Annotated in this window: 19 protein-coding genes; 7 read left to right on the forward strand and 12 right to left on the reverse strand. The window is 65.3% G+C overall.

Going from position 1 to position 22,605, the window contains the following annotated elements:
* Positions 1–50: 50 nt before the first annotated feature.
* Positions 51–2,765 carry a winged helix-turn-helix domain-containing protein gene (locus AC25Z0_RS04375; protein WP_488132448.1) on the reverse strand — a complete coding sequence of 905 codons (2,715 nt, stop codon included), beginning with the start codon at positions 2,763–2,765 and terminating at the stop codon, positions 51–53.
* 372 nt (positions 2,766–3,137) lie between these two features.
* Between AC25Z0_RS04375 and AC25Z0_RS04380 the strand changes: the two genes are divergently transcribed.
* From AC25Z0_RS04380 to AC25Z0_RS04395, 4 genes are all read left to right on the forward strand, one after another.
* The gene (locus AC25Z0_RS04380) at positions 3,138–4,433 is read left to right on the forward strand and encodes a ScyD/ScyE family protein (RefSeq protein ID WP_488118984.1); all 1,296 of its coding nucleotides are present in this window, start codon (positions 3,138–3,140) and stop codon (positions 4,431–4,433) included.
* Between the two features lie 214 nt (positions 4,434–4,647).
* Positions 4,648–5,154, forward strand: a complete 507-nt coding sequence (locus AC25Z0_RS04385; RefSeq protein ID WP_488132449.1) for a sigma-70 family RNA polymerase sigma factor — start codon at positions 4,648–4,650, stop codon at positions 5,152–5,154.
* Entirely contained in the window at positions 5,151–5,930 is a 780-nt protein-coding gene (locus tag AC25Z0_RS04390) for a zf-HC2 domain-containing protein (protein WP_488132450.1), read from the forward strand. Before AC25Z0_RS04385 ends, AC25Z0_RS04390 begins: the two co-directional genes overlap by 4 nt.
* A gap of 112 nt (positions 5,931–6,042) precedes the next feature.
* Entirely contained in the window at positions 6,043–6,573 is a 531-nt protein-coding gene (locus AC25Z0_RS04395; protein ID WP_488132451.1) for a COG4315 family predicted lipoprotein, read from the forward strand.
* 36 nt (positions 6,574–6,609) lie between these two features.
* Here AC25Z0_RS04395 and AC25Z0_RS04400 read toward each other — a convergent pair whose 3' ends face one another.
* The 5 genes from AC25Z0_RS04400 to AC25Z0_RS04420 form a co-directional block, all read right to left on the reverse strand.
* Positions 6,610–7,377, reverse strand: a complete 768-nt coding sequence (locus AC25Z0_RS04400; RefSeq protein ID WP_488132452.1) for a metal-dependent hydrolase — start codon at positions 7,375–7,377, stop codon at positions 6,610–6,612.
* A 103-nt stretch (positions 7,378–7,480) separates the two neighbouring features.
* Complete coding sequence (locus AC25Z0_RS04405; protein ID WP_488118989.1) at positions 7,481–7,840, reverse strand: hypothetical protein; 360 nt, start codon at positions 7,838–7,840, stop codon at positions 7,481–7,483.
* Between the two features lie 132 nt (positions 7,841–7,972).
* Positions 7,973–8,656 carry a response regulator gene (locus AC25Z0_RS04410; protein WP_488132453.1) on the reverse strand — a complete coding sequence of 228 codons (684 nt, stop codon included), beginning with the start codon at positions 8,654–8,656 and terminating at the stop codon, positions 7,973–7,975.
* On the reverse strand, positions 8,653–11,166 hold the full coding sequence (locus AC25Z0_RS04415; RefSeq protein ID WP_488132454.1) for a sensor histidine kinase: 2,514 nt from the start codon (positions 11,164–11,166) through the stop codon (positions 8,653–8,655). Before AC25Z0_RS04415 ends, AC25Z0_RS04410 begins: the two co-directional genes overlap by 4 nt.
* 101 nt (positions 11,167–11,267) lie before the next feature.
* Positions 11,268–13,493 (reverse strand): heavy metal translocating P-type ATPase, encoded by a 2,226-nt coding sequence (locus AC25Z0_RS04420; RefSeq protein WP_488132455.1) that lies wholly within the window; start codon positions 13,491–13,493, stop codon positions 11,268–11,270.
* Positions 13,494–13,695: 202 nt separating this feature from the next.
* Between AC25Z0_RS04420 and AC25Z0_RS04425 the strand changes: the two genes are divergently transcribed.
* Together AC25Z0_RS04425 and AC25Z0_RS04430 are read left to right on the forward strand one after the other, a co-directional pair.
* Positions 13,696–15,441 (forward strand): bifunctional 3'-5' exonuclease/DNA polymerase, encoded by a 1,746-nt coding sequence (locus AC25Z0_RS04425; protein WP_488132456.1) that lies wholly within the window; start codon positions 13,696–13,698, stop codon positions 15,439–15,441.
* A 7-nt stretch (positions 15,442–15,448) separates the two neighbouring features.
* Complete coding sequence (locus AC25Z0_RS04430) at positions 15,449–16,333, forward strand: DUF1684 domain-containing protein (protein ID WP_488132457.1); 885 nt, start codon at positions 15,449–15,451, stop codon at positions 16,331–16,333.
* Here the strand turns inward: AC25Z0_RS04430 and AC25Z0_RS04435 are convergent.
* Together AC25Z0_RS04435 and AC25Z0_RS04440 are read right to left on the reverse strand one after the other, a co-directional pair.
* Positions 16,281–16,922 (reverse strand): PadR family transcriptional regulator, encoded by a 642-nt coding sequence (locus AC25Z0_RS04435; protein ID WP_488132458.1) that lies wholly within the window; start codon positions 16,920–16,922, stop codon positions 16,281–16,283. The genes AC25Z0_RS04430 and AC25Z0_RS04435 overlap by 53 nt on opposite strands.
* Positions 16,923–17,022: 100 nt before the next feature.
* A complete protein-coding gene (locus AC25Z0_RS04440) occupies positions 17,023–18,075 on the reverse strand; it encodes an LLM class F420-dependent oxidoreductase (protein WP_488132459.1) in 1,053 nt (350 codons plus the stop codon).
* Between the two features lie 222 nt (positions 18,076–18,297).
* On the opposite strand from AC25Z0_RS04440, the gene AC25Z0_RS04445 reads away from it, so the two are divergent.
* Positions 18,298–18,819, forward strand: coding sequence for a DUF3145 domain-containing protein (locus AC25Z0_RS04445; protein ID WP_488132460.1), 522 nt, complete (start codon positions 18,298–18,300; stop codon positions 18,817–18,819).
* A gap of 146 nt (positions 18,820–18,965) precedes the next feature.
* On the opposite strand, the gene AC25Z0_RS04450 is transcribed toward AC25Z0_RS04445, so the two are convergent.
* The 4 genes from AC25Z0_RS04450 to AC25Z0_RS04465 all read right to left on the reverse strand — a co-directional run bounded on the left by AC25Z0_RS04450 (position 18,966) and on the right by AC25Z0_RS04465 (position 22,549).
* Positions 18,966–20,201, reverse strand: a complete 1,236-nt coding sequence (locus AC25Z0_RS04450; RefSeq protein WP_488118998.1) for a beta-ketoacyl-[acyl-carrier-protein] synthase family protein — start codon at positions 20,199–20,201, stop codon at positions 18,966–18,968.
* Positions 20,202–20,294: 93 nt separating this feature from the next.
* Entirely contained in the window at positions 20,295–20,543 is a 249-nt protein-coding gene (locus AC25Z0_RS04455) for an acyl carrier protein (protein ID WP_488118999.1), read from the reverse strand.
* Positions 20,544–20,604: 61 nt separating this feature from the next.
* A complete protein-coding gene (locus AC25Z0_RS04460) occupies positions 20,605–21,609 on the reverse strand; it encodes a beta-ketoacyl-ACP synthase III (RefSeq protein WP_488119000.1) in 1,005 nt (334 codons plus the stop codon).
* 19 nt (positions 21,610–21,628) lie between these two features.
* On the reverse strand, positions 21,629–22,549 hold the full coding sequence (locus AC25Z0_RS04465) for an ACP S-malonyltransferase (RefSeq protein WP_488119001.1): 921 nt from the start codon (positions 22,547–22,549) through the stop codon (positions 21,629–21,631).
* Between the last annotated feature and the right edge of the window lie 56 nt (positions 22,550–22,605).

Below are 22,605 nucleotides of genomic sequence, written 5' to 3' on the forward strand. Positions count from 1 at the left end.
GCAATCGACGCGAGCAACACGCTGAGAGGAACACGCTGAGAGCAACACGCTCAGAGCAATCCGTGTGCCTCTGCTCGCTCCACGGCATCCGCTCGCCCTGTCACACCGAGCTTCTGGTAGATCGATCGCATGTGCGTCTTGATCGTGTTGGGGCTGAGCTGATGCTTCGCCGCGATATCGCTGACACTCTGGTGACGGGGCAGCTCCCGCAGGATCTCCCGTTCCTTCGGTGTGAAATAGACGCCATCCACGGGCTGCGGTTGCCCTGGCTGAATAGCGGATGGCGCGGCGTCGACGATCGACCTGGCGAACTCGTCGTGCGGCCCCAACCGCCCGATGCGCGGGCGCAGTAGCCGTACACCACGCTGGTCTGCCGCGATGAAGGGCCGCCGAGCGTGCATCATGTCGGCGAGTTCCAGCGCCGTTGCGGTGAACTCGTCGGCGCGGGACGAGCGGCCGGAGCGCTCTGCCCACTCGGCCAGCAGCAGCCAGGCATGGATCGGAGTCGTACCGTTCCAGGTGCGGCGGGAGGAGGAGAGCGCTGTTTCGAGGTCGAGACTCGTGGCTGCGCTACCGCTCGTAGCCGAGGTGAGCTGAGCCCGCGCCAGCGCAGTCTCGAGTGAATCATCGCCCAGGTTGTTCGTGATGAGATCGACAGCCTGTTTCGCCTGATGCTTGTCATGCAGCTGCAGCATGGCCCCGATGTACCGAAACGAACTGAGCGCCACGGTGTCTGGATGCGCATGACCGTTCTCCCTGAGTAGTCGATCGAGGGAATCGAGAGCGGTTCGGGGGTCGGAGTGGACATCCAGTCGGTTCAAGAGGCGGAGTGCCTGTGCCCGCACGGTGTCGCCGGGTACCAGCTCGACCGTGAGCATCCCCAGAAGGGCGTCGAGCTGCGGTTCGAAGCCCTCCACCGACAGCGCATCGTCGGCGAGCCACTCGAAATCCGCCGCACACGCCGCAAGCTGCAGGTGAGCCCTGACCGTGGTCGTCTGCTGGTCGCTTGTGCTGGCCAACGCCGCGATGGTGTGGTGCACGGCAACGCTCTCAGACCAGGCGCCATGTCGGGCTGCAGCGGATGCCGCGGCATCAAGCATGAGGAGATGGAGCCAGGCGTGCGCGCCGAAACGCGAGCTGTCGACGGCCGCGCGCAACACGCGGATGGCACCGTTTCCGTCACCGTGCGCCTCGGAGCTCCTGGCGTAGGCCAGCTGGGAGAAGAGCACGGCGTCGTAGGTGAGGCTGCGTGCCGTGCCAGCGGCATCCGCTGTTGGCCAGTTCGTGAGGCGTTCACGTGTTTCCATCTGCGCAGGTAGTGCGGATGCCGGCGCCCGCAGGATCGTGAGGGTTGCGTGGATCAGCTGGATGCTCGCCGGCGCCGTGCCGATGGTGAGGGCTGCAGCGGCAAGGTGGTGATCAACCCGAACGGTGTCGACGAATGCCGGCGCTGACAGTAGCGCGGCCACGACGTGTGTCGTCGCGGAGTGTCGGCCTGCGTGCTCAAGTGCGACGAGCGCCCGCGCGACGATGTTGGCGTGGCCGTCGAAGATCAGGGAGGCCCCGGCCTCGTTGACAGCGAGCAGCAGCGCCCCGGCGTTGTCCGTGCGGAGGCAGAGTTCCAGGGCGAGATCGGCGCGCCCGTGACTGAGATACCACTCAGATGCAACAGAGATACCACGCGCAAAACCGTCGAAATCGCGTCGGCGCAGCTCCGCGCGCAGGTACGTCAGGAGTGTGGGGTGGTAGTCGTAAGTGCGCCCGCCGCCGTTGTCTGCGTGGTCAACGGCATCGGCATCGGCGCTGCCACGATGGCTCACGAGCGATGTGATGTTCTCCAGCTCTGTCAGGATGTCTCCGGCGTCGTCACGCCCCGACAGGCGCACCGCACACGGCACGGTGAGCGAGTCGACGATCGAGGTCGTGAGCAGGAACGCTCGATGACGGGGCGGCAACTGGTCGAGCACTTCGCTCACCAGATAGTCGGCAACGGCGCGATGGTCGCCACTGAAGTTGCGGGGAAGGCGTGAATCGGCGGGCAGTGAATCAGCGGGCTGTGAGTTAGCGGAGCGCGGCTGCGGTGATTTTGCCCCATGCATCCACCCGGCCAGTAGCGCCAGGGCTGCAGCCCAGCCGCGCGTTCGCTCGCACGCGGCGTCCAGGTCGGCCTCGGCGAGCGCCGTGCCGTGCACTGTGAAGTACTCCCTGGCCTCTTCCCGGGTGAACGCGAGATGCGTCGAGCGATATTCGACGGTTTCGGGGAACATGCGCCGCCTGGCGAGGGTCGCTGGGGGATACCGCCCCGCAAGCACGATTCGCACCTCGGGGCCTCGCTCGCGGATGAGAGCCAGCAGCCAGTCACTGTCGTGGCGGCTCCTTAGCTGGTGCAGGTCGTCGAAGATGAGGGTGAGTGGCTGGTGATCGCCGCGAGCCTGCTCCCTCTGGGCAGCGGTAGTGGCAGTGGCAGCGCGCCGCACGGCATCCTGTACGAGCGCAGAAAGCGATGGGCGGTATCCGTAGCCTGGGCCAAGGCCCACCCAGGCGACGACTTCACCGCGGGCCTGCACATCACGAGCCCAGAGCGAGAGCAGGGTCGTTTTGCCTGCGCCGGCCCCCGCCCAGATCTCGGTGATGACGGCGCGGTCCTCGGCCATCGCCAGTCGGGGTCGCCTCTGCACCAACGGCGACACCGGCGGCACGGCCAGCACGATCGATTCGTTCAGCCGGTATGGCCGATTCGCCCGGTTTGGTCGACTCGTTAGCACTGTGCCTCCCGCTGTGACTGCCGCGACGGTGACGTTTCATAGCCGATAGTAGCCACGACGCTCACCGCGTCTACGGTTCACCCGAAAGAGGTGAGAAACCGGACGTAGAAGAACCGAATATTTCGGTCATTTCCGACGTGTGTGCGCGGTTTGCGACGCAGTTTGCTCGCCGCCTAGCCCATGCCAGCCTTCGGGGTTAGGTTGCCAAGGTCAGCGCATCAGTTCGCTGACCCGGCGAAGGAACGGACCGATTCGCAAGCGGTGTTCTGGAGTGCAGTTCCCCTTCCACGGCGGTCGATTGCGACCGCGGCACCCTCACGTCCTTCTCCGGTACTTGTCCAGTGCATTCCCGTTAGTGCAAGGAGACCCATCGTGAAGAAACCGATCATCACTGCTGTGACCTGCGCGGCTGTCGTCGCATCCCTGGCCATAGCCGCGCCTGCGATAGCGGGCGACAGGGGGCATCCATCATCCCCAGACACGCCCGTCACTCCGGGCACCCCCACAACTCTGGTGGGTGACCTCACCACTCCACTCAGCCTCTCCGTCAACAGGGAGGGAACCGCACTGGTCAGCCAGAACTTTGCGGGACTGCTCACCAGCGTTGACAGTGCGGGTGCGGCCTCAGAGGTCGTGAGCGCGCCCGGCAGCGAGATTGGCGCGGTTTCCCAACGAGACGGGACCATCTATTTCGCGCAAAACGCAACGGACCTCTCGACCACGACGCTGATGAGCCTGCCAGAGGGCGGCTCGCCGACTGAGCTCGCCAACATCCGTGCCTGGGAGGAATCGGAGAACCCGGACCAGGTCAATGAGTACGGCTTCGAGGGGCTCGATCAGGCCTGCCTCGACCAATTTGAGACCGGCCCGATGTCGAATCCGGGTCTGTACACCGGGCGAGTGGACTCGCACCCGTATGCGTCGCTTCCGCTTGAGGACGGGATCTATATTGCGGATGCCGGTGCCAACGCGATCCTGAAGGTCGACTACGACGGCACGGTGTCAACGACGGCCGTGTTGCCGCCGACAGAGCCTGTCCTGGTCACCGCTGAGATCGCCGCTGCGAACGGCTTGCCTGCCTGTGCCGCCGACCACTACGCCACCTTCGAACCCGTACCGACGGATGTCGCACTCGGCCCAGACGGGCTGCTGTATGTGACGTCATTGCCCGGTGGGCCTGAGGACGCCAGCCTCGGCGCGCGTGGGGCGATCTACACGGTTGACCCTGACTCCGGCGACGTCGAACTGTACGCGACCGGATTTGTCGGCGCGACAGGACTGGCGGTGTCGCGGTCTGGCGAGATTTACGTGGCCGAGATGTTCGGCGGCGACGATGCAACAGGGCAGGTTTCGGTTGTACCGGCGGGAGAAGACACTCCAACTCCGTTCATCGCACTGACGTCACCGGCAGCTATCGACCTGCAGGGGGACAGCCTGTACGTGACAACGGATACCTTCGTACCAGACGCGACGGGAAACCCGCAGTCGATCGGAAAGATCACCGTGGTTCCGCTTGAGGGTGGTAACGGCGGCGACGGTCACAATCACGGAGACCGCGGCGACCATAGTGACTCGGGGAACCATGGTGACTCCGGGAATCATGGGAAGAGCGGGAATCATGGGAAGAGCGGCCACGCCAGCAACTCGTCCTGGGGAGGACATCGCTGAGTGAGCCCAGTGACAATCGTTCACGCATCCATGTGAGCGCAGTGATCCGGCGGGGAGCCTTGCGGCCTCCGCCGGTTTCTGTTGCGCTGAACTCTGTTGAACAGAACTCAGTTGCACTGAACTCTGTTGAATTGAACTTCTGGGGCGCCGGTGTCGTATTACCGGTAACAGGAATACCCAGATAGTCGGGGAGTGCGCTGATGGGAGTGCGCGGATGCCAGATGACGAAGCCGCCCTGCTCAGAGTCCTCTATGAGCAGCACGCTGGACCGCTGTGGCGCTACGTCGTTCACCTCACAGGCGACAGGGCCCAGGCGGAGGACATTGTGCAGGAGACACTGTTGCGCGCCTGGCGGAAGCCGTCTGTGCTTGAGCAGCGCGACGCATCCGCTCGGGCCTGGCTGTTCACGGTGGCACGCAACCTGGTCATCGACGAGAAGCGCAGCGCGCACAGCCGCCACGAAATCGGCACCGATGCGGTACCGGAACAGCTGAACGCCGACGAAACGGATGCGCTGCTCGATTCGTGGCTGGTGGCAGACGCGCTGGCAGCCCTTTCTGCTGAGCACCGCGCTGTGATCGTGCACGCGTATTACGGTGGGCGATCGGCGGCAGAGATCGCCCAGGAGCTGGATATTCCGGAGGGCACGGTCAAGTCGCGCCTGCACTATGGGTTGCGGGCCTTGCGCCTCGGGTTGCAGGAAATGGGGGTGACCCGGTGACCGGACACGATGATGCGCTGACAGGAGCCGGAGCAGGAGCCGGCGGGTACGGACGGGCGCACGAGCTGTACGCCCAGTGGGACGCAGCATACGTTCTTGGCGCCCTGTCGCCCGCTGAACGTCGCGAGTTCGAGGCGCATCGCGCAGAGTGCGATCGCTGCGCCGCTGCTGTCGCCGATCTGGCCGCGATGCCAGCGCTGCTGTCGTTGGTGCCGGCCAGCGATGCGGCGGCACTGGCCGGTGCTGATGAAGACGTTGAGAACGGTATAGACGCAGACATCGGGCAGGCCCAGCTACCCACGGGCCTTCTTGACCGGGTCGCGAGACGGGTGACACGTCGTCGTCGGCGCGCACGGGGCGTGACCATCGGTGTCATCGGCCTGCTCACCGGGGCGGTGGCCGCTGGACTGGTGCTCCCCGCCGTGATGGATGCTCCGACCCCTCCCGTCGTGGCCGCGTCGCTGCAGGAGGTCGTGCAGTCACCGATCACGGCGAGTGTGAACATGACCGAAACATCGTGGGGAACAAGCATTGAGGTGAGCTGCCACTACAGCGAAGCGAGCACGCGGGCCTATGGTGCGGGTGACAGTGGCCGTTACGCGCTCGAGGTCACCGACACGGCCGGCACGACCACACGGGTGGCCAGCTGGACCGCGGGGCCCGGCGACACCGTCGACGCCCAGGGATCGATCGATACTCCGGTGACCCACATCAAGGCCGTTGAGTTGCTCTCCGTGGATAGTGGCAGCGTGCTGCTCTCGCATTCCTTCGGGTAGCAATTCGAATACCGCTGAACTCGGCGGGCCTTCGCATCGTGCTCTCTAGAGACGCGTGACGCTTACCGCGTGACACACAACGCGCGTCCTGAAATCGAAGTGAGGAACCATCGTGCGTACAAAGATCCTTGTTGCGTTCGCCGTCACTGCGCTCGCCGTCGTCGGCTTCGCCGGGTGTTCGTCGAACCCATCGTCCGGGGGATACGGGCAGGGAGGGACATCGTCCTCCTCGTCACCGTCCTCATCAGCGGATGCCGCGACATCCGCTTCACTGTCGACGGCGTCCTCGTCGCTCGGCACCATCGTGGTCGACGGCGCTGGTTTGACCGTCTACGTCTTTGACAACGACACCGCGAACTCCGGTAAGAGCACGTGCACAGGAACCTGCGCAGACAACTGGCCGGCCGTCACGACGACCTCAGCCACGCCGACCGTCTCAGGCGTGACGGGAACCGTGTCGACGATCCAGACGAGTGATGGCAAAAACCAGGTCACCCTGAACGGGCTCCCGTTGTACTACTTCGTGAATGACGCCGCGGCCGGTGATGTCAAAGGCCAGGGCGTTCAAGGCATCTGGTGGGTTGTCGCGCCCGACGGGAGCAAGATCTCGACGGCGATGACGACAGCGCCAAGCGGATACTGATGGCGGATACTGATGGCGGCTGCCGCTGACGGGTGGCTAGCGAAGGAGTTCGAACATGGCCAGGCTCACGCCCGTGATGGCGTAGAGCGCCAGCGGCACCATCAGGTACCACTCCCGCCATGACCCCGTGTTCCCGAGGATCGGGAGCGCGAGGTTACCGCTTCGCAACCATACGAGGCGGATCACCGGGATACGGGTGACGACTCGCGGTGCCTTCGGCTTGAACGGCCAGAGGATGGGGAGGCCGCCCGTGGTGAGGAGATCACCGGTCAGATGGATGATCCAACCGACGGCGATGCACAGGGGCAGCCATCCCCACTGCGTAGGGGCCAGCCAGCTGACGAGCAGCGACACTGCTGTGCCAACGACCCAGGCCAGGCTCCAGTGCTTGACGATCTTCAGCACCTTGAGTGAGAAGGCCAGCAGGATGGCGACGACCACGGCGGAGGCAACGCTGGCTGCGCTCCCGTACTCGGCCGTAGACCAGCCGATGGAGGAGAGCCAGAGGGCTCCCCAGAGCACTGCAATGGCCGAGAGTGCAGAGTGCGTGCCGTGTCGATGACCGCCGGCTGCCAGGGAGACGGCCGCCGTGGCAGCCCGCCCGACTCCCGGCAACGAGTGCGCGATCGTTGCGCTGTGGTGGTCGGCATCGGGGAGGAGTGCCGCTCCAGCGCAGACGAGTGCACCAAGGGCGACACCGACGGGGCCGAGCGGGTAGAGGGCGAAGGTAGGGAGGGAAGCGGCGGTAGAGGTGATGGCAACCCAGGCTGCCGCTCCTGAGATTGCGTGGTGCGTGCCCATCATGGTGGTGCGTTACTTTCTGCAGTGCGCCGGGCACAGAGTTGCCCAGAGACGAAAGTTCAAGCTTCGCAGACCGGAGTGCCCTCTGCCGACAGGGGTGCAGGGATCAGGCGCGTTCGCGGTCGTCCAGCGACACGGTCACGGCATCCGCTCCCGGCAGTCGCTTCACGCGGATGCGTTCCACCAGGTTCATGTCCAGGAAGATCCCGGCAATGGTGCCGAGGTGATCTTTCCTGATAGCGATCCACTCGGAGAACGGCAGCTTCGCGCAGCGATCGCCGCCCCTGCTCGCCAAGGTCATGATCAGGCGCTCAAGCCCTCGCCAGTTCGGTCGTTCCTCGTAGGACTCCGGAACGACGGAGATGATGACGTAGTCGGGGTCGAGAAATTGAAGCTGCCCCAGAATCGTCAATTGGTCCGGTGAATAGGCATCCACCGGTTCCATCACCAATCGCGTCAACTCCATTGCTTCACCATAGGCGGGTGACTGTGGAGGCTCCTGTGAAGCGGATGGCAGGGAGCAGGGGGTGACCGGGGCTTTACCTGTATCCAGGTGAGAGGGAACACAGGGGGCTACGAGGCACAGGGATCATGGGGATCACGGGGTGAAGCGATACCCCATGCCGGCTTCGGTCTGCAGGTATCGCGGCCGAGACGGGTCTGCCTCGAGCTTCTTCCGCAACTGTGCGAGGTACAGCCGTAGGTATCCGCTGTCACCGGTGTGATGGGGACCCCACACCTCGGTGAGCAGCGCCTCACGCGTCACCAGTCGGCCTGGGCTCCGAAGCAGGGTCTCCAGGATGCGCCACTCCGTCGGGGTCAGCCGAACAGGGGTGCGCTCGCCGTCTACCTGTCGGGAGACGCTCTTAGCCGAGAGATCGACCGACACGTCTCCCATGGCGATGACGGGCTCCTCGTCGACCGTGACGACACGGCGGGTGAGCGCACGGATGCGTGCCAACAGCTCATCGATCGAGAATGGCTTGGTCACGTAGTCGTCGGCTCCCGCGTCGAGGGCTTCGACCTGGTCAGCTGATCCGGTGCGACCGGACACCACGAGCACGGGTACCTGTGACCACCCGCGCAACCCTTCAATGACCGCGATACCGTCAAGCTGTGGCATGCCGAGATCAAGCATGACCAGATCTGGGTGGTGTTCAATTGCCGCGTCGAGCGCGCCAACCCCATCCGCTGCCGTCAGGATCTCATACCCGCGTGCCCCCAGGGTGATGCGCAGCGCTCGCAGCAGTTGCGGATCGTCGTCTGCGATCAGGATCTTCACGATGTGGCTCCACGTTCTGGCTCTGCAGGTGCCGCAGCATCCACCGCGGGCAGCGACACCACCATGGTGAGCCCGCCGCCAGGGGTGTCGTCGGCTTCGAGCGTACCGGCCATGCCGTCGATGAACCCCTTCGACAGGGCAAGTCCAAGGCCGAGTCCCGTGAGGTTGTCGGTATCGCCGAGGCGCTGGAACGGCACAAAGACCTCGTCGCGTCGCTCGGCACTGATACCCGGTCCGTGGTCGACAATGCGCAGCTGCACAGTGCCGGCGAACTGGCTGGCCGACACGCGTACCCGAATGCCCGGTGGCGAGAAGCGGATGGCGTTGGCCAGCACATTGACCAACACGCGTTCCAGCAGCCCGGCATCCGCTCGTACGAGGGGAATGTCCGGCGATACGTCGACATCCACCTCGTTCGGACCGAGACCGAGCTCACCGATGGCCGGAAGGATGAGGTCGATGAGGTCGACGTCGTCGAGGGTGACCGCAAGGGCACCAGCCTGCAGGCGGCTGACATCGAGGAGGTTGGTGACGAGGGCCGCCAGCGAGTCCAGACTCTCGGCTGCGGTGGTGAGCAACTCGTCGCGATCTGATCCGCTCAGCTCGACATCGCGGGCGCGCAGCCCGCTGACAGCGGCTGTTGCCGCGCTGAGTGGCCGACGCAGGTCGTGGCCGACGGCGGCCAGCAGCGCGCTGCGCACCCGATCGGCTTCTTCGAGCGGTCCGAGCTCCTGTGCAGACTTGGCCAGGTCGCTGTGCTCAAGTGCCGCGTCGATCTGCGTGGCGAGCACCGCGAGCAACCGTCGCTCAGAGGCGGCGAGGTCTGAACCGTGCAACTCAAGGGTGGCACGTGTGCCGACGGGCACGAGCGTGACATGGTCGTCAGGCGACGGCTCGCCATCGGCGTAGAGCACGGTGTCTCCGTCGAGGAGTTGCACTCCGTCGAGGCTGAACGCCTCCCGCGTGCGTGTCACAAGCGCCTGGATGGCGTCCTGGCCGCGCAAAACGCTTCCGGCAGCCGTGGCCAGCAATTCCGACTCCGCGGCCGACCGGTGGGCGCTCCTGGCTCGCCGGGCAGCTTGGTCGACGACGTAGCTCACCAGTAGGGCATTCAGCAGGTACAGGGCAAGTGCGAGCAGGTGCAGGGGTTCTGCCACCGAAATCGTGTACAGGGGTTGCACGAAGAAGTAGTCGAGCGTGAGGCTCGACAAGAGCGCGGCGAACAGTGCCGGCCAGATGCCGCCGACCAGGGCGACGAGCACGACGAGCAACTGGTAGCTCAGCACATCTGAGGTGATCGATGCGTCGCTTCGGAATTGAACGAGCAGCCAGGTGGTGAGCGGCCCGCCGAGCAATGCCAGTGCGAACCCGAGGAACCGGCGCCTCGCAGAGAGCGCGCCGCCGAAGCGTGGCAGCCGGAACGCGCCGCCCGCCGCGGAGTGCGTGACGATGTGAACGTCGATGTCGCCGGATTCACGGATGATGGCGGTGCCGATACCTGGCCCGGTGAGCGCCGCAGCGAACCTGCTGCGACGGCTGACACCGATGACCAGCTGGGTGGCATTCGCGGCCACGGCGAAGTCGACAAGTGCGCGAGGCACATCGTCTCCGATCACCTGGTGATACGTGCCGCCCAGGGTGTCGACGAGACGTCGCTGTTCCGCGAGTGCCCCTGGGTGCGCTTCGCGCAGGCCATCATGGCTCGTGACATGGACAGCCAGCAGTTCACCTCCAGACGAGCGCGCAGCGATGCGGGCGCCCCGGCGCAGCAGTGTCTCGCCTTCAGGACCGCCGGTGAGCGCCACGACGACGCGTTCCCGTGCCGCCCAGGTGGCATTGATCCCGTGCTCAGCCCGATAGGTCGTGAGCGCGCTGTCAACCTCGTCGGCGAGCCACAGCAGCGCAAGTTCGCGGAGCGCTGTGAGATTTCCGAGCCGAAAGTAGTTGGACAGCGCCGCATCGATACGTTCTGCCGGGTAGACGTTGCCCTCCGCCAGGCGGTCTCGCAGCGACTGAGGCGCAAGGTCGATGACCTCGATCTGGTCGGCAGCCCGCAGGACGGCATCCGGAATGCTCTCGCGTTGCACCGCACCGGTGATCTGCTGCACGACGTCGTTCAGTGAGTCAATGTGCTGGATATTCACGGTGGAGATGACATCGATCCCCGCGGCAAGCAGGGTGTCGACATCCTGCCAGCGTTTCTCATGCGGGGTGCCTGGGACATTGGTGTGTGCGAGTTCGTCGACGAGTGCGATCTGTGGCCGCCGGGCGAGCACGGCCGCGAGATCCAGCTCAGACAGGGTGACCCCTCGATACTCGACGGTGTGGCGCGGTATCACCTCGAGGCCGTCAAGCAGCGCGGCCGTTGCGTGGCGACCGTGGGTTTCCACGAATGCCACCACCACGTCTGCGCCATCCTCACGCAGTCGTCTGCCCTCTTCGAGCATTGCGTATGTCTTGCCGACACCGGGGGCGGCGCCAAGGAGGACCCGAAGGCGCCCACGTTTCATGCGTTAGTGATCCATCTCTGCACGGGCCGGTTCAGCCGAAGCTCAGTCACGGCCCACTGTCGCCGCCAACTACCACCCAACTGTAGTCATCCCAGCAGTAGTCATCCCAGGGTGCGCGGGGCCGCAGGCGTGAGGTCGAGCCGACGCAGCAGCTGTGCGTTGAGAGCGACGACCACAGTGGATGCCGACATGAGCAGTGCGCCGACGGCCATGGGCAACACAAAACCGATCGGAGCCAGCACGCCGGCCGCGAGCGGAACCGCGATCAGATTGTAGCCGGCGGCCCACCAGAGATTCTGCTTCATCTTGCGATACGTCGCGGTGGAGAGGTCGATGACCGACAGGACGGATGCCGGGTTGTCGCTGGCGAGAATGACGCCGGCCGAGGCGATGGCGACATCCGTGCCAGCGCCAATGGCGATGCCGACGTCGGCCTTGGCGAGGGCTGGTGCGTCGTTGACGCCGTCGCCGACCATGGCGACCGAACGCCCCTCGTTCTGCAACTCGGTGACGCGCGCAGCCTTGTCTTCGGGGCGAACGCCCGCATACACCCTGTCAATGTTCAGCTCAGACCCGACGAACTGGGCCACGGCGTCGGCATCTCCGGTGATCATGACAACCTCGATACCGCGCTCGTGCAGGGCGGCGACGGCGTCGAACGACTCAGGGCGAACCAGATCGGTGAGTGCGAGCGAGCCGAGAAGCACGCCATCCCTGACGACGTAGAGGATCGTTGCCCCGTCGGCCGCCCACCGTTGGGTGTCGGTCGGGGCCTCGATGCCGTCGCGGGACAACAGGCGCGGGCCGCCGACGCTGACCGTGTGCCCGTCAACAGTGCCACTGACGCCGATCGCCGCCGAGGCTGAGAAATCGGTGGCGGCTCGCGCGTTGAGCCCGCGTTCGGCTGCTGCCGTCACGATGGCGCGGGCGAGCGGATGCTCGCTGTCGGCTTCGACGCTGGCCGCCAGTCGCAGGAGCTCGTCCTCGGTCACGTCGGTGGCGTATAGCTTGCTGCCGGCAACAGCCGGGCGCCCTGTGGTCAGTGTTCCGGTCTTGTCGAAGAGCACTGTTGTCACGGTGCGCATGCTTTCAAGGGCCAGGCGGTCCTTGATGAGGATGCCGGCGGTGGCCGCACGCTCGGTGGCAATGGAGACCACGAGGGGGATGGCCAGCCCGAGGGCGTGCGGGCACGCGATCACGAGCACGGTTATCGTGCGGACGACGGCGTCGTCCGGCTTGCCAATGGCGGTCCAGATGATGGCGGTGAGCACGGCGGAGCCGAGCGCGAACCAGAACAGCCACCCAGCTGCCTTGTCGGCCAGGCGCTGTGCCCGCGAGCTCGATGCCTGCGCCTCTGCCACCAGCTTCTGGATGCCGGCCAACGCCGTGTCGTCTCCGACGGCGCCAACCTGCACGCGCAGCGCATTGTCGGTTGCGACCGTTCCGGCCACCACGCGATCGCCGGGGCTTCTGCCCACCGCACGGGATTCGCCGGTGATCATGGATTCGTCGACGTCTGCCGTGCCCGTGAGCACGACGCCGTCGGCAGGGATACGGCCGCCGGGGCGCACGACAACGGTGTCGCCGACCTGCAGTTCAGCGGGAGAGATCTGTTCGATGTCGTCGCCCCTCACCCGTTCGGCGACATCCGGCAGCAGCGCGGCCAATGATTCCAGTGCGGTCGACGTCTGGGCGAGAGAACGCATTTCTATCCAGTGGCCCAGCAGCATGATGACGATCAGCAGCGCGAGCTCCCACCAGAAATCAAGCTGGTGATCGAGGATGCCGAGGCTGGCGCCCCACGACGCAAGGAACGCGACGGTGATGGCCAGGGCGATCAGGAGCATCATCCCCGGTGCGCGTGCACGCAGTTCACTCACGGCACCGGTGAGGAATGGCCGGCCGCCCCACACGTACATCACGGTGCCGAGAAGGGGGGAGATGATGCCGAGTCCTTGCGGCACCGAGTACCCGAAGAGCATCGCGAACATGGGGCTGAACGCCACAACGGGGATCGCGATGACCAGCATGATCCAGAACAACCGTCGGAACTGCGCAACGTGGTCGGCGTGGCCACCGTGCCCGGCAATATCGTGCCCGGCCATGTCGTGACCAGCCATGTCGTGCCCAGCCATGTCGTGCCCAGCCATGCTGTGCTCAGCCATGCTGCCGTGTTCGTGGGGGCTGCCGTGGTTCAGCGGGCTCCCGCCATTCTGAACGGATGACGCGGCGCCGTTCTCTGGCGCGACCTTGTCGTGCAGCGCACGGTTTTCGCGGGGGCTGCCGTTGTCAGGCGACGGGGACTCGTGCTCATCGGCAGGCGTCATGCCTACCACGGTAACCCGCAGGCGAGTGTGCTGGCCATCCCCGACCAGGCTCGCGCCGCTGTCGTCGTCAAGATTGCCAGCCCGTCGCCAGGATTGCCAGCCTGTCGTCAGAAATGCCAGCCTGTCGTCAGAAATGCCAGCCCATCGTCAGGAATGTCAGCTCGTCGTCAGAAATGTCAGTGGAGCGCGACAGGATAGAACGGTGCATATCCTGGCCAGCCGAAGCGATGGCGTCATCCTCGTCACCGAACTCGACGAGACGGGTGCACCCGTCTCGCCCGCACATGAACTGGCCAGTGCCGACTTCCCGTCGTATGTCAGGGAGCGGGAGACCGCGTCAACGCGCTGGGTGTGGGATGACACCGCCGTCTGGTATCCGCAGCTGCTCCGTGCCGGCATCAGGGTGGGCCGGTGCCACGACCTGCGTCTCAGCCATGTGATCCTGTGCAATTCGGCCTTCACCGCAGACAGCGAACTGGCGACTGGCGCTCCGCACCGATGGGACGACGGGGTCGCGGCCTCCGCTCCGAGCGCGGAGGCAGGGGCGACGCTGTTCGATTTTGTGTCCGTTGCCCCGACGTCGGGCACGGGGAGCGACGATGATCGCGCCGAGTACCAGCGTCAGCTTCGCGCACTGGCTGCGTCGACAGAGAGCGGGAAGCTACGCCTGCTCCTCGCCGCAGAGTCTGCGGGGGCATTGATCGCCGCAGAGATGCAGTTCGCCGGGTTGCCGTGGCGCACCGATGTCCACGAGGCGCTGCTCGCTGCCGAGCTCGGTCCGCGGGTGCCGTATGGCACGCGCCCTGCTCGGCTTGAGGAGTTGGCCGGGCGCATCCGTGTTCTGCTTGAAGACGCGACGCTCAACCCCGATTCGCAGGCCGACCTGTTGCGCGCGCTCAAGCACGTGGGCCTGCCGGTGCGTTCGACACGGGCCTGGGAGCTGAAGGAGCACTCGCATCCTGCGCTCGTTCCCTTGATGGAATACAAGAAATTATCCCGGCTGCTCACCGCCAATGGCTGGTACTGGATGGACACCTGGATCGCCGACGGCCGATTCCGCCCTGACTACCTGCCGGGCGGCGTTGTCACGGGTCGGTGGGCTGCCAGGGGCGGTGGGGCACTACAGCTGCCCAAGCAGGTGCGCGGAGCCGTGCGCGCCGACGAGGGGTGGAAGCTGGTCGTCGCCGACGCGTCGCAGCTCGAGCCACGAATCCTGGCGGCTCTCTCTACCGATCTGGCCATGGCGGATGCCGGTCGCGGCACCGATCTCTACGCCGGCATCGTCGCCAGCGGTGTCGTCGAGACCCGTGAGCACGCCAAGGTGGCGATGCTCGGTGCCATGTACGGTGCGACGACGGGAGAGAGCGGTCGGTTGCTTCCGAAGCTGGCGCGCGCGTACCCGCGGGCGCTCGAGCTGACCGAAGCTGCGGCCAGGGCCGGTGAACGCGGGGGAGTCGTGACAACGCGGCTCGGCCGCTCGTCACCCCGCCCCAGCGAGGAGTGGTTCGAAACGCAGGCCAACGCCTATTCACCGGATGCGTCCAGCGCCGATGAGAAGGTGGCTCGCAGTCGCGCACGTGACTGGGGTCGCTTCACCCGCAACTTTGTCGTGCAGGGCAGCGCCGCAGAATGGGCGCTCTGCTGGATGGCCGAGGTTCGGAAGGCCCTGCTGGCACTTGAGGCTACTGCGGCTGCGGCTGCGGCTGAGGCTGAGGCTCGTGAGTCTCCTGAGACCAGCGAGGGTTCATCTCCGTTCCAGTCGGCCCCGCACCTCGTGTTCTTCCTCCACGACGAAGTCATGGTTCATGCCCCTGCAGAACTCGCCCCGACGGTGGAGCGCATCATCATCGATGCCGCCACCGCTGCCGGGCGCCTGCTTTTCGGTGAGTTCCCGGTAGATTTCCTGCTGACCGTTGCCACGGTCGACAGCTACGCAGACGCGAAATGAGAGAGATATGCCAGACGCATTGCCAGGCGCACTGCCCGATACGTTGACGCCCCACGAGGACACTCGCATGTCGCCCGCAGCAGAGCAACTCGATGCGATCAGGGCCCAGCGGGTCGAGACGGCGCTGTCACCGCACGGCGTTCTCGCCCTCGTGACCACGCAGTGGATCACGGGCGACCCAGCGGTCGCTGTGCCCGTCTGGGGTGTGCCTGGCCTGTGGTCGCCCCTGCCAGACGGCGTGTCAGGGCTGCGTCTGAGTGCGAGCGCCAGCGACGGCATCAGGGTCGATGGTGACGTTGTCGACGGAACGGTGATCCTTGCAGGCATCGACGCGATTGCGCCCTCTGCCATCTCGTTCTCTGACACGCTGTCCGGCACGGTCATCGTGAACGAGTTCGGCGAGAACGCGCTGCGCGTCTGGGATGCCGCATCCGACGCCATCCGCGACTTCGGATCGATCGAGGCCTTCCCCTACAACCCTGACTGGGTGATCGAGGCAAGTTTCACGCCGATCGACGGCGGGGGAGAAGTGAGCGTCGCCCACCTGGCTGACGGCGGCAAGACTCGCCAGAAATCGCTGCCTGGCGTCATCCGCTTCGACAAGGATGGCCAGTCACATGAGCTTGCCGCCTTCACGGACGGCCCCACCCTGCTGTTGGTCTTCGGCGATGCGACGAACGGTGTCAGCACTTATAGCGTGGGGCGCTTTCTTCGCGTGACGCCGTCAGATGACGGCACGATCACGCTGGACTTCAACCGCGCGTACCTTCCGCCGTGTGCCTTCAGCTACAGCTTCAACTGCCCGATCCCGCCGCCCCAGAACAGGTTCAGCCTGGCGATCAATGCTGGTGAGCGGAACGTGCTGAACTCACGGGGTGAGCCGCTGCACTGATGGTGTGTCCGGCGGCTGCCGGACGACGACCGCGTTTGGGCCGAGTGGAACTCAACGGCCGCTGGAACGACCCAGGCCCCGTGGTATCGATCAGCGATTCAGCCTGTGCCAGCCAGTCAAGGGCTGCCGCAGCAATGGTCACCGTTCCGGCGGCGGCGAGAAGCACCTGTCCGGAGGGATCGACGCTCTCCGGCACAGCCTGCACGGCAGGGGCGGCGGTCCAGAACGCGCGGTACTCGGCGATCAGGGATGCAGGATTGCTTCCGGGAAGGGACGACGACAGCAGCACGCGGTCGATCATGTCATCCCATTCATCGCCGGCCGCGCTGGTCGTGCTCGTCGTGCTTGTCAACCAGGCTGCGGCCTCTGCGCGCCCACGGTCGGTCAGCTCATAGAGCGGCAGGCCGTCGATGGTGAGGCCGGCCGAACGCACAGCGCCCTGGTCGATGGCGCGTTCGAGCGTGGAATAAATCTGTCCGACGTTGATCGCCTTGCGATGTGCGGTGCGCGACTGGATCTCACCGTGGAGCTGGAATCCATACGCCGGGCCGATCGTGAGAATCGCCAGCAACATACTGCGTACCGACACCGTGCCTCCGAACTCGTACTGCGAGCGACCCTGACAGCTAAAACCATACCCACTACACAATTGATTTCTGGCTCCCACACCGGACGGGTGCCGCCGGGGTTCAGGCGGCGATGTCCTGCAGCAGCCCCCTGAGGAGGCCAACCTGACGCACTCGTTCCCCGGGGGCCGGCGACACCGTCGCTACGTTCAGCCCGGTCACCCCGGCGGACGCGAAGGCGGCCAGCCGCGCCGCAACCTCAGCTTCGGTACCGATCAACGAGATGGCCCGCACCAATTCGTCTGGCACGACCGCAGCCGCTTCGACCTTCTGGCCGGCCAGGTACAGGTCCTGGATCTGTTCGGCCTCCGCCTCATAACCGTATGAGCGCACGAGGTCGTTATAGAAGTTCGCGCCCCTGGCCCCCATGCCGCCGATGTACAGCGCGAGGTGCGGCTTGACGGCCGCAAGGTACTTCTCGGCGTCAGCACCAATGGCCAGCGCGGGTGTTGCGTAGACCTCGAGCGGGCCGAGCGCGCTGTCGCGACGACTCGCTCCGCGGGCGAGCGCATCACCCCACACTGAGGCCGCCTTCTCCGGGTGGAAGAAGATGGGCTGCCATCCCTCGGCAATTTCAGCAGCCTGGGCGACGCTCCGCGGGCCGAGTGCCGCAATCACGATCGGAATCCGGTCACGCACCGGGTGATTGACGAGCTTCAGCGGCTTTCCGAGGCCGGTGCCCTGGTTAGCTGGGAGCGGGATTGAGTAGTGCGCGCCCTGGTACTCGAGCTTGTCCCTGCGCCAGACCATCCGGCAGATGTCGACGATTTCCTTGATGCGCGCGACCGGCGCGTCATAGGGCACGCCGTGAAACCCCTCGATGACCTGCGGGCCAGAGGCGCCGATGCCGAGGATGAAGCGGCCATCCGACACGTAGTCAAGTCCGGCGGCCGTCATCGCCGTGAGAGTCGGTGTGCGGGTATAGATCTGCAGGATGCCAGACGCCAGGCTGATCGTCTGCGTCTGGGCCGCAATGAACCCGAGCTGGCTGACCGCGTCGAACGAGTAGGCCTCAGGCACCGAGATCACGTCGAGGCCCGCCTGCTCGAGTTCCCTGACCTCTGCAACGGCCTCACGGAACCCGTCGGCGTAGTTGATTGCCATTCCGATGCGCATGATTCTCCTGTGAATTGCTTGTCGTCCACACAGTCTTGCGTATCGAACGGCGTAACGCTTGCACGGCGGCGACTCGCGGCAGGTGTTGTGTATTCCGACACGCCTGCGGCATAATTCACGTACGGCAGCAATGTCGTCTATTTTCTAATTTCATACGCACGCCGCGCATCAGTCGGTTCAGAGGTCGTTGGGGAAGACGCACCTCACTGAACGGAGAAAAGGATGACGGCAACAGATACCCGTCAGGCACCTACTGCACGGGGAGTACTTTATGTGCACTCTTCGCCTCGGGCACTGTGTCCCCATATCGAGTGGGCGGCCGGTACCGCCCTCGGCGAAGCGGTGAATTTTGACTGGGCTGAGCAGCCCGTCTTGAAGGGTGCCCAGAGGGCCGAATTCTACTGGGAGGGCGCGCGGGGAACCGGTGCTGTCCTGGCATCAGCTCTTCGTGGCTGGGAGCACCTGCGCTTCGAGGTGACGGAAGACGCCGGCCTCGGCACCGACGGCGGTCGCTGGCTGCACACGCCTGACCTCGGAGTCTTCTACGCCCAGACCGACACCGTTGGCAACGTGGTCATTCCAGAGGATCGGGTGAGGTACGCGATGGAGGTCGCTGGCGCGAATGCCGTCGAGCTGCACCGTGAGCTGCGACTGGCCCTCGGCCAGGCATGGGACGACGAACTCGAACCATTCCGCCATGCCAGTGACATGAGTGCTGTCGTCTGGCTGCACAAGGTCGGATAGAGCACGCACACACCTGCGGAGGGATGTGGCGCCGGGCGCGCTGGTCGGTGACATACCCGATCGACGCGAGAGCGAAACATCCTGCTGCATACAAAAGACCCCGACCGGTTGCCCGGTCGGGGTCTCGTGCGTGGTGCGAGTGTTCGCTAGACGCTGCGGAACGCGACGACGGCGTTGTGCCCGCCGAAGCCGAACGAGTTGCTGATAGCCAACAGGTCGCCGGCCGGCAGCGCGCGCGGCGATGTGACAACGTCGAGCGGGATAGCAGGATCCTGCTGCGTGAGGTTGATCGTCGGGGGAGCGAGACGCTCTTTCAACGCCATGACGGTGAAGAGCGCTTCGATCGCGCCGGCGCCACCAAGCAGGTGACCGGTGGATGCCTTCGTTGCCGAGACGGGGATGCCGTCGAGCAGATCGCCGAAGACACGACGCAGTGCGTTGTACTCCGCGATGTCACCCACCGGTGTTGACGTTGCGTGAGCGTTGATGTGTGCGACGTCGGCCAGGCTGGCGCCGGCGTTCTGGATGGTCTCGATCATGGCGCGAGCTGCGGCAGAACCCTCAGGGTCCGGAGCCGTGATGTGGTACGCGTCGCTGGTGACCGAACCGCCAAGGAGCTCGGCGTAGATCTTCGCGCCGCGGGCCTTGGCGTGCTCCTCTGTCTCGACGACAAGTGCCGCGGCACCCTCACCGAGAACGAAGCCGTCGCGGGTCACGTCGTAGGGACGTGATGCCGTTGCCGGGTCGTCGTTGCGCTTCGACAGCGCCTGCATGGCGGCGAAGGACGCGATGGGCAGCGGGTGGATCGCTGCCTCAGAGCCACCGGCGATGATGACATCGGCCAGGCCGGCCTGCAGGTGGTTGTAGGCGTTGACGAGTGCTTCGGTGCTTGACGCGCAGGCAGAAACGACGGTACGGATGCCGGCACGAGCGTGCAGGTCCATTCCGATGGCGGCTCCTGGACCGTTCGGCATCAGCATGGGCACGGTCATCGGCAGTACTCGGCGGGGTCCGCGTTCGCGCAGAGTGTCCCACGCGTCGAGCAGCGTCCAAACGCCACCGATACCGGTGGACCAGTCAACGGCGAGGCGCTCTGGCTCAACCTCAGGGGAGCCGGCATCTGCCCAGGCTTCACGCCCGGCGATCAGGGCGAACTGGCTCGACGGGTCGAGACGCTTGGTCTCGAATCGCTCAAGGACGCTCGACGGCGACACCTTGGCCTGCGCGGCAAAAGTAATGGGGAGCTGGGTCTCGGCGACCCAGGCTTGTTCAAGCGTGCTGGCACCCGACTCGCCGGCCAGGAGGGCCGACCAGGTGGACGAAGCATCTCCGCCGAGAGGCGAAGTCGCACCGATACCGGTGATCACGATTTTCTTGGTCATAACGTCAACTCTCGTGGAGGGGAAAAGCGAGGGGGCATGCCACAACGGGCAGGCCGACCGACCAGAGTCGCCCGACCTGCCCGACTGGTGTGCTTAGCCCTGGGCCTTGACGATGAACTCGACAGCGTCGCCGACGGTCTTGAGGTTCTTTACCTCTTCGTCGGGGATCTTGACGTCGAACTTCTCTTCTGCGTTGACGACAATGGTCATCATCGAGATGGAGTCGATGTCGAGGTCGTCGGTGAACGACTTGCCCAGCTCAACCGTGTCGGTCGCGATGCCAGTCTCGTCGTTGATGAGCTCGGCCAGGCCGGCAAGAACTTCTTCGGTGGACAATGCCATTGTTTTCTCCTTGGGGGTGTCTCGTTTGACCGAGACTTAGTTTAGGGGTGAGTGGGTGAGACTAGGGCAGAACCACGACCTGCGCGCCGAATACCAGTCCGGCGCCGAAGCCGATCTGGAGCGCGAGGCCGCCGCTCAACTCCGGGTGCTCCTCGAGCAACCGGTGTGTGGCTAGGGGGATCGACGCGGCAGATGTGTTGCCGGTCGTGGCGATGTCACGGGCAATGACGACGGATTCCGGCAGCTTCAACTGCTTGGCGAATTCGTCGATGATGCGCATGTTCGCCTGGTGGGGGATGAACGCGGCGAGCTGGTCGCCCGTGATGCCGGCGGCATCGAGCGCCTGCTTGGCAACCTTGGCCATGTCCCAGACCGCCCAGCGGAAGACCGTCTGGCCCTCCTGGCGGAGCGTCGGCCACGGTGCGTCACCGCGGCGGTACTCCTGCAGCGTGTGGTTCATGCCGACGGCATCCGCTTTGGAACCGTCTGAGCCCCAGATTGTCGCCGAGATGCCGGGGAACTCGCTCGGGCCGATGACCACAGCTCCTGCGCCGTCGCCCAGCAGGAACGAGATGGAGCGATCGGTCGGGTCGACGACGTCTGACAGCTTCTCAGCGCCGATGACGAGTGCGTAGTGGGCGGCACCGGCGCGGATCAGGGCATCAGCCTGCGCGATGGCGTAGCTGTACCCGGCGCACGCCGCGTTGACGTCGTAGGCGGCGGCCGGGTTTGCTCCAACGCGGTCGGCAACGACGGCAGCCATGGACGGCGTCTGCTGGATGTTGCTGATCGTGGCGATGATGACGGCGTCAATGAGCTCTGGGGAGATGCCTGAGCGTTCGATGGCTTCGCGAGCGGCATCCGTTGCGAGGTCGACGGCCTGCAGGTCTGCGCTCGCCCTCGTGCGGGAGATGATGCCGGTGCGCTGCTGAATCCACTCGTCTGAAGAGTTGATGGGCTCGATCAGATCGTTGTTCGTGACGTCCAGGTCGCCGCGTGCTGCACCAACGGAAAGGATGCGGGTGAACTGCGCGCCGTGCGACTGCTGGAGGGTTGGCTTGATCATTCTGTTCTTTCGGTAGGACTCAGGAGGCCTGGTTGATGAGCTCGAACGCGGCGGGCAGGTCGTCTGGTGACTTGATCGCGACGCTCGGCACGCCCCTGAGGGCACGTTTTGCGAGTCCGACGAGGGCGCCGGCTGGCGCAACCTCGATGATTCCGGTGACACCGGCGTCCGTGAAGGACTCCATGCACAGGTCCCACCGTACCGGGGACGACACCTGGCCGACCAAAAGATCGACGAACTGCGCGCCGCTGGTGACGCGTGAGCCATCCTTATTGGTCCAGATGGGAAGGGTGGGGTCTGCCGGTGCCAACGATGCCGCGACGGCGGAGAGGTGTTCGACGGCAGGAGTCATATACCGGGTGTGGAATGCGCCGGCGACCTGAAGCGGGATGACGCGGGACTTGGCCGGCGGGTTCTCCGCGAGGGACGCCAGGGCGTCCAACGCGCCAGCAACGACGATCTGGCCGCCGCCGTTGAAGTTGGCGGGCTCGAGGCCGAGTTCCTGCAGGCGGGCGAGCAGCTCTGCCTCGTCTCCGCCGAGCACGGCGCTCATGCCGGTGGGCGTTGCAGCCGCGGCCGCAGCCATGGCGCTGCCGCGCTCCTTCACGAAGCGAACCGCGTCGGCGCTGCTCAGGATGCCAGCGCCGGCAGCCGCCGTGATCTCACCAACGGAGTGCCCGGCGATACCGCCGATCTTCTCCTTGCGGCCGTCGGCGAAAAGCGCCTTGAGCGTCAGCAGTCCTGCTGCAACGATCAGCGGCTGTGCGATCGCGGTGTCCCTGATGGTGTCTGCGTCGCTGGTCGTGCCGTGAGCCACGAGATCGAGCTCGACGGCGTCTGAGATCTCACGCAACTCCTGCGCGAACGCGGGGTCGGCCAACCATGGCTCAAGAAATCCGGGGGTTTGCGAGCCCTGTCCAGGGCAGACGACAACAATCACGTTTCTAGTTTCCCAATCTCACATCGGCGGGGTGTGTCGAAGAAGTACTAAGTATT

It is taken from the genome of Leifsonia sp. Y862 (genome assembly GCF_057669585.1).

What these genes read in the sequence shown, in the direction of transcription:
- AC25Z0_RS04420 (WP_488132455.1), bottom strand. Translation starts at nt 13,493, where the DNA reads ATGACGCCTGCCGATGAGCACGAGTCCCCGTCGCCTGACAACGGCAGC.
- AC25Z0_RS04385 (WP_488132449.1), top strand. Translation starts at nt 4,648, where the DNA reads ATGCCAGATGACGAAGCCGCCCTGCTCAGAGTCCTCTATGAGCAGCAC.
- AC25Z0_RS04430 (WP_488132457.1), top strand. Translation starts at nt 15,449, where the DNA reads ATGCCAGACGCATTGCCAGGCGCACTGCCCGATACGTTGACGCCCCAC.
- AC25Z0_RS04460 (WP_488119000.1), bottom strand. Translation starts at nt 21,609, where the DNA reads ATGATCAAGCCAACCCTCCAGCAGTCGCACGGCGCGCAGTTCACCCGC.
- AC25Z0_RS04400 (WP_488132452.1), bottom strand. Translation starts at nt 7,377, where the DNA reads ATGATGGGCACGCACCACGCAATCTCAGGAGCGGCAGCCTGGGTTGCC.
- AC25Z0_RS04440 (WP_488132459.1), bottom strand. Translation starts at nt 18,075, where the DNA reads ATGCGCATCGGAATGGCAATCAACTACGCCGACGGGTTCCGTGAGGCC.
- AC25Z0_RS04445 (WP_488132460.1), top strand. Translation starts at nt 18,298, where the DNA reads ATGACGGCAACAGATACCCGTCAGGCACCTACTGCACGGGGAGTACTT.
- AC25Z0_RS04455 (WP_488118999.1), bottom strand. Translation starts at nt 20,543, where the DNA reads ATGGCATTGTCCACCGAAGAAGTTCTTGCCGGCCTGGCCGAGCTCATC.
- AC25Z0_RS04450 (WP_488118998.1), bottom strand. Translation starts at nt 20,201, where the DNA reads ATGACCAAGAAAATCGTGATCACCGGTATCGGTGCGACTTCGCCTCTC.
- AC25Z0_RS04405 (WP_488118989.1), bottom strand. Translation starts at nt 7,840, where the DNA reads ATGGAGTTGACGCGATTGGTGATGGAACCGGTGGATGCCTATTCACCG.
- AC25Z0_RS04415 (WP_488132454.1), bottom strand. Translation starts at nt 11,166, where the DNA reads ATGAAACGTGGGCGCCTTCGGGTCCTCCTTGGCGCCGCCCCCGGTGTC.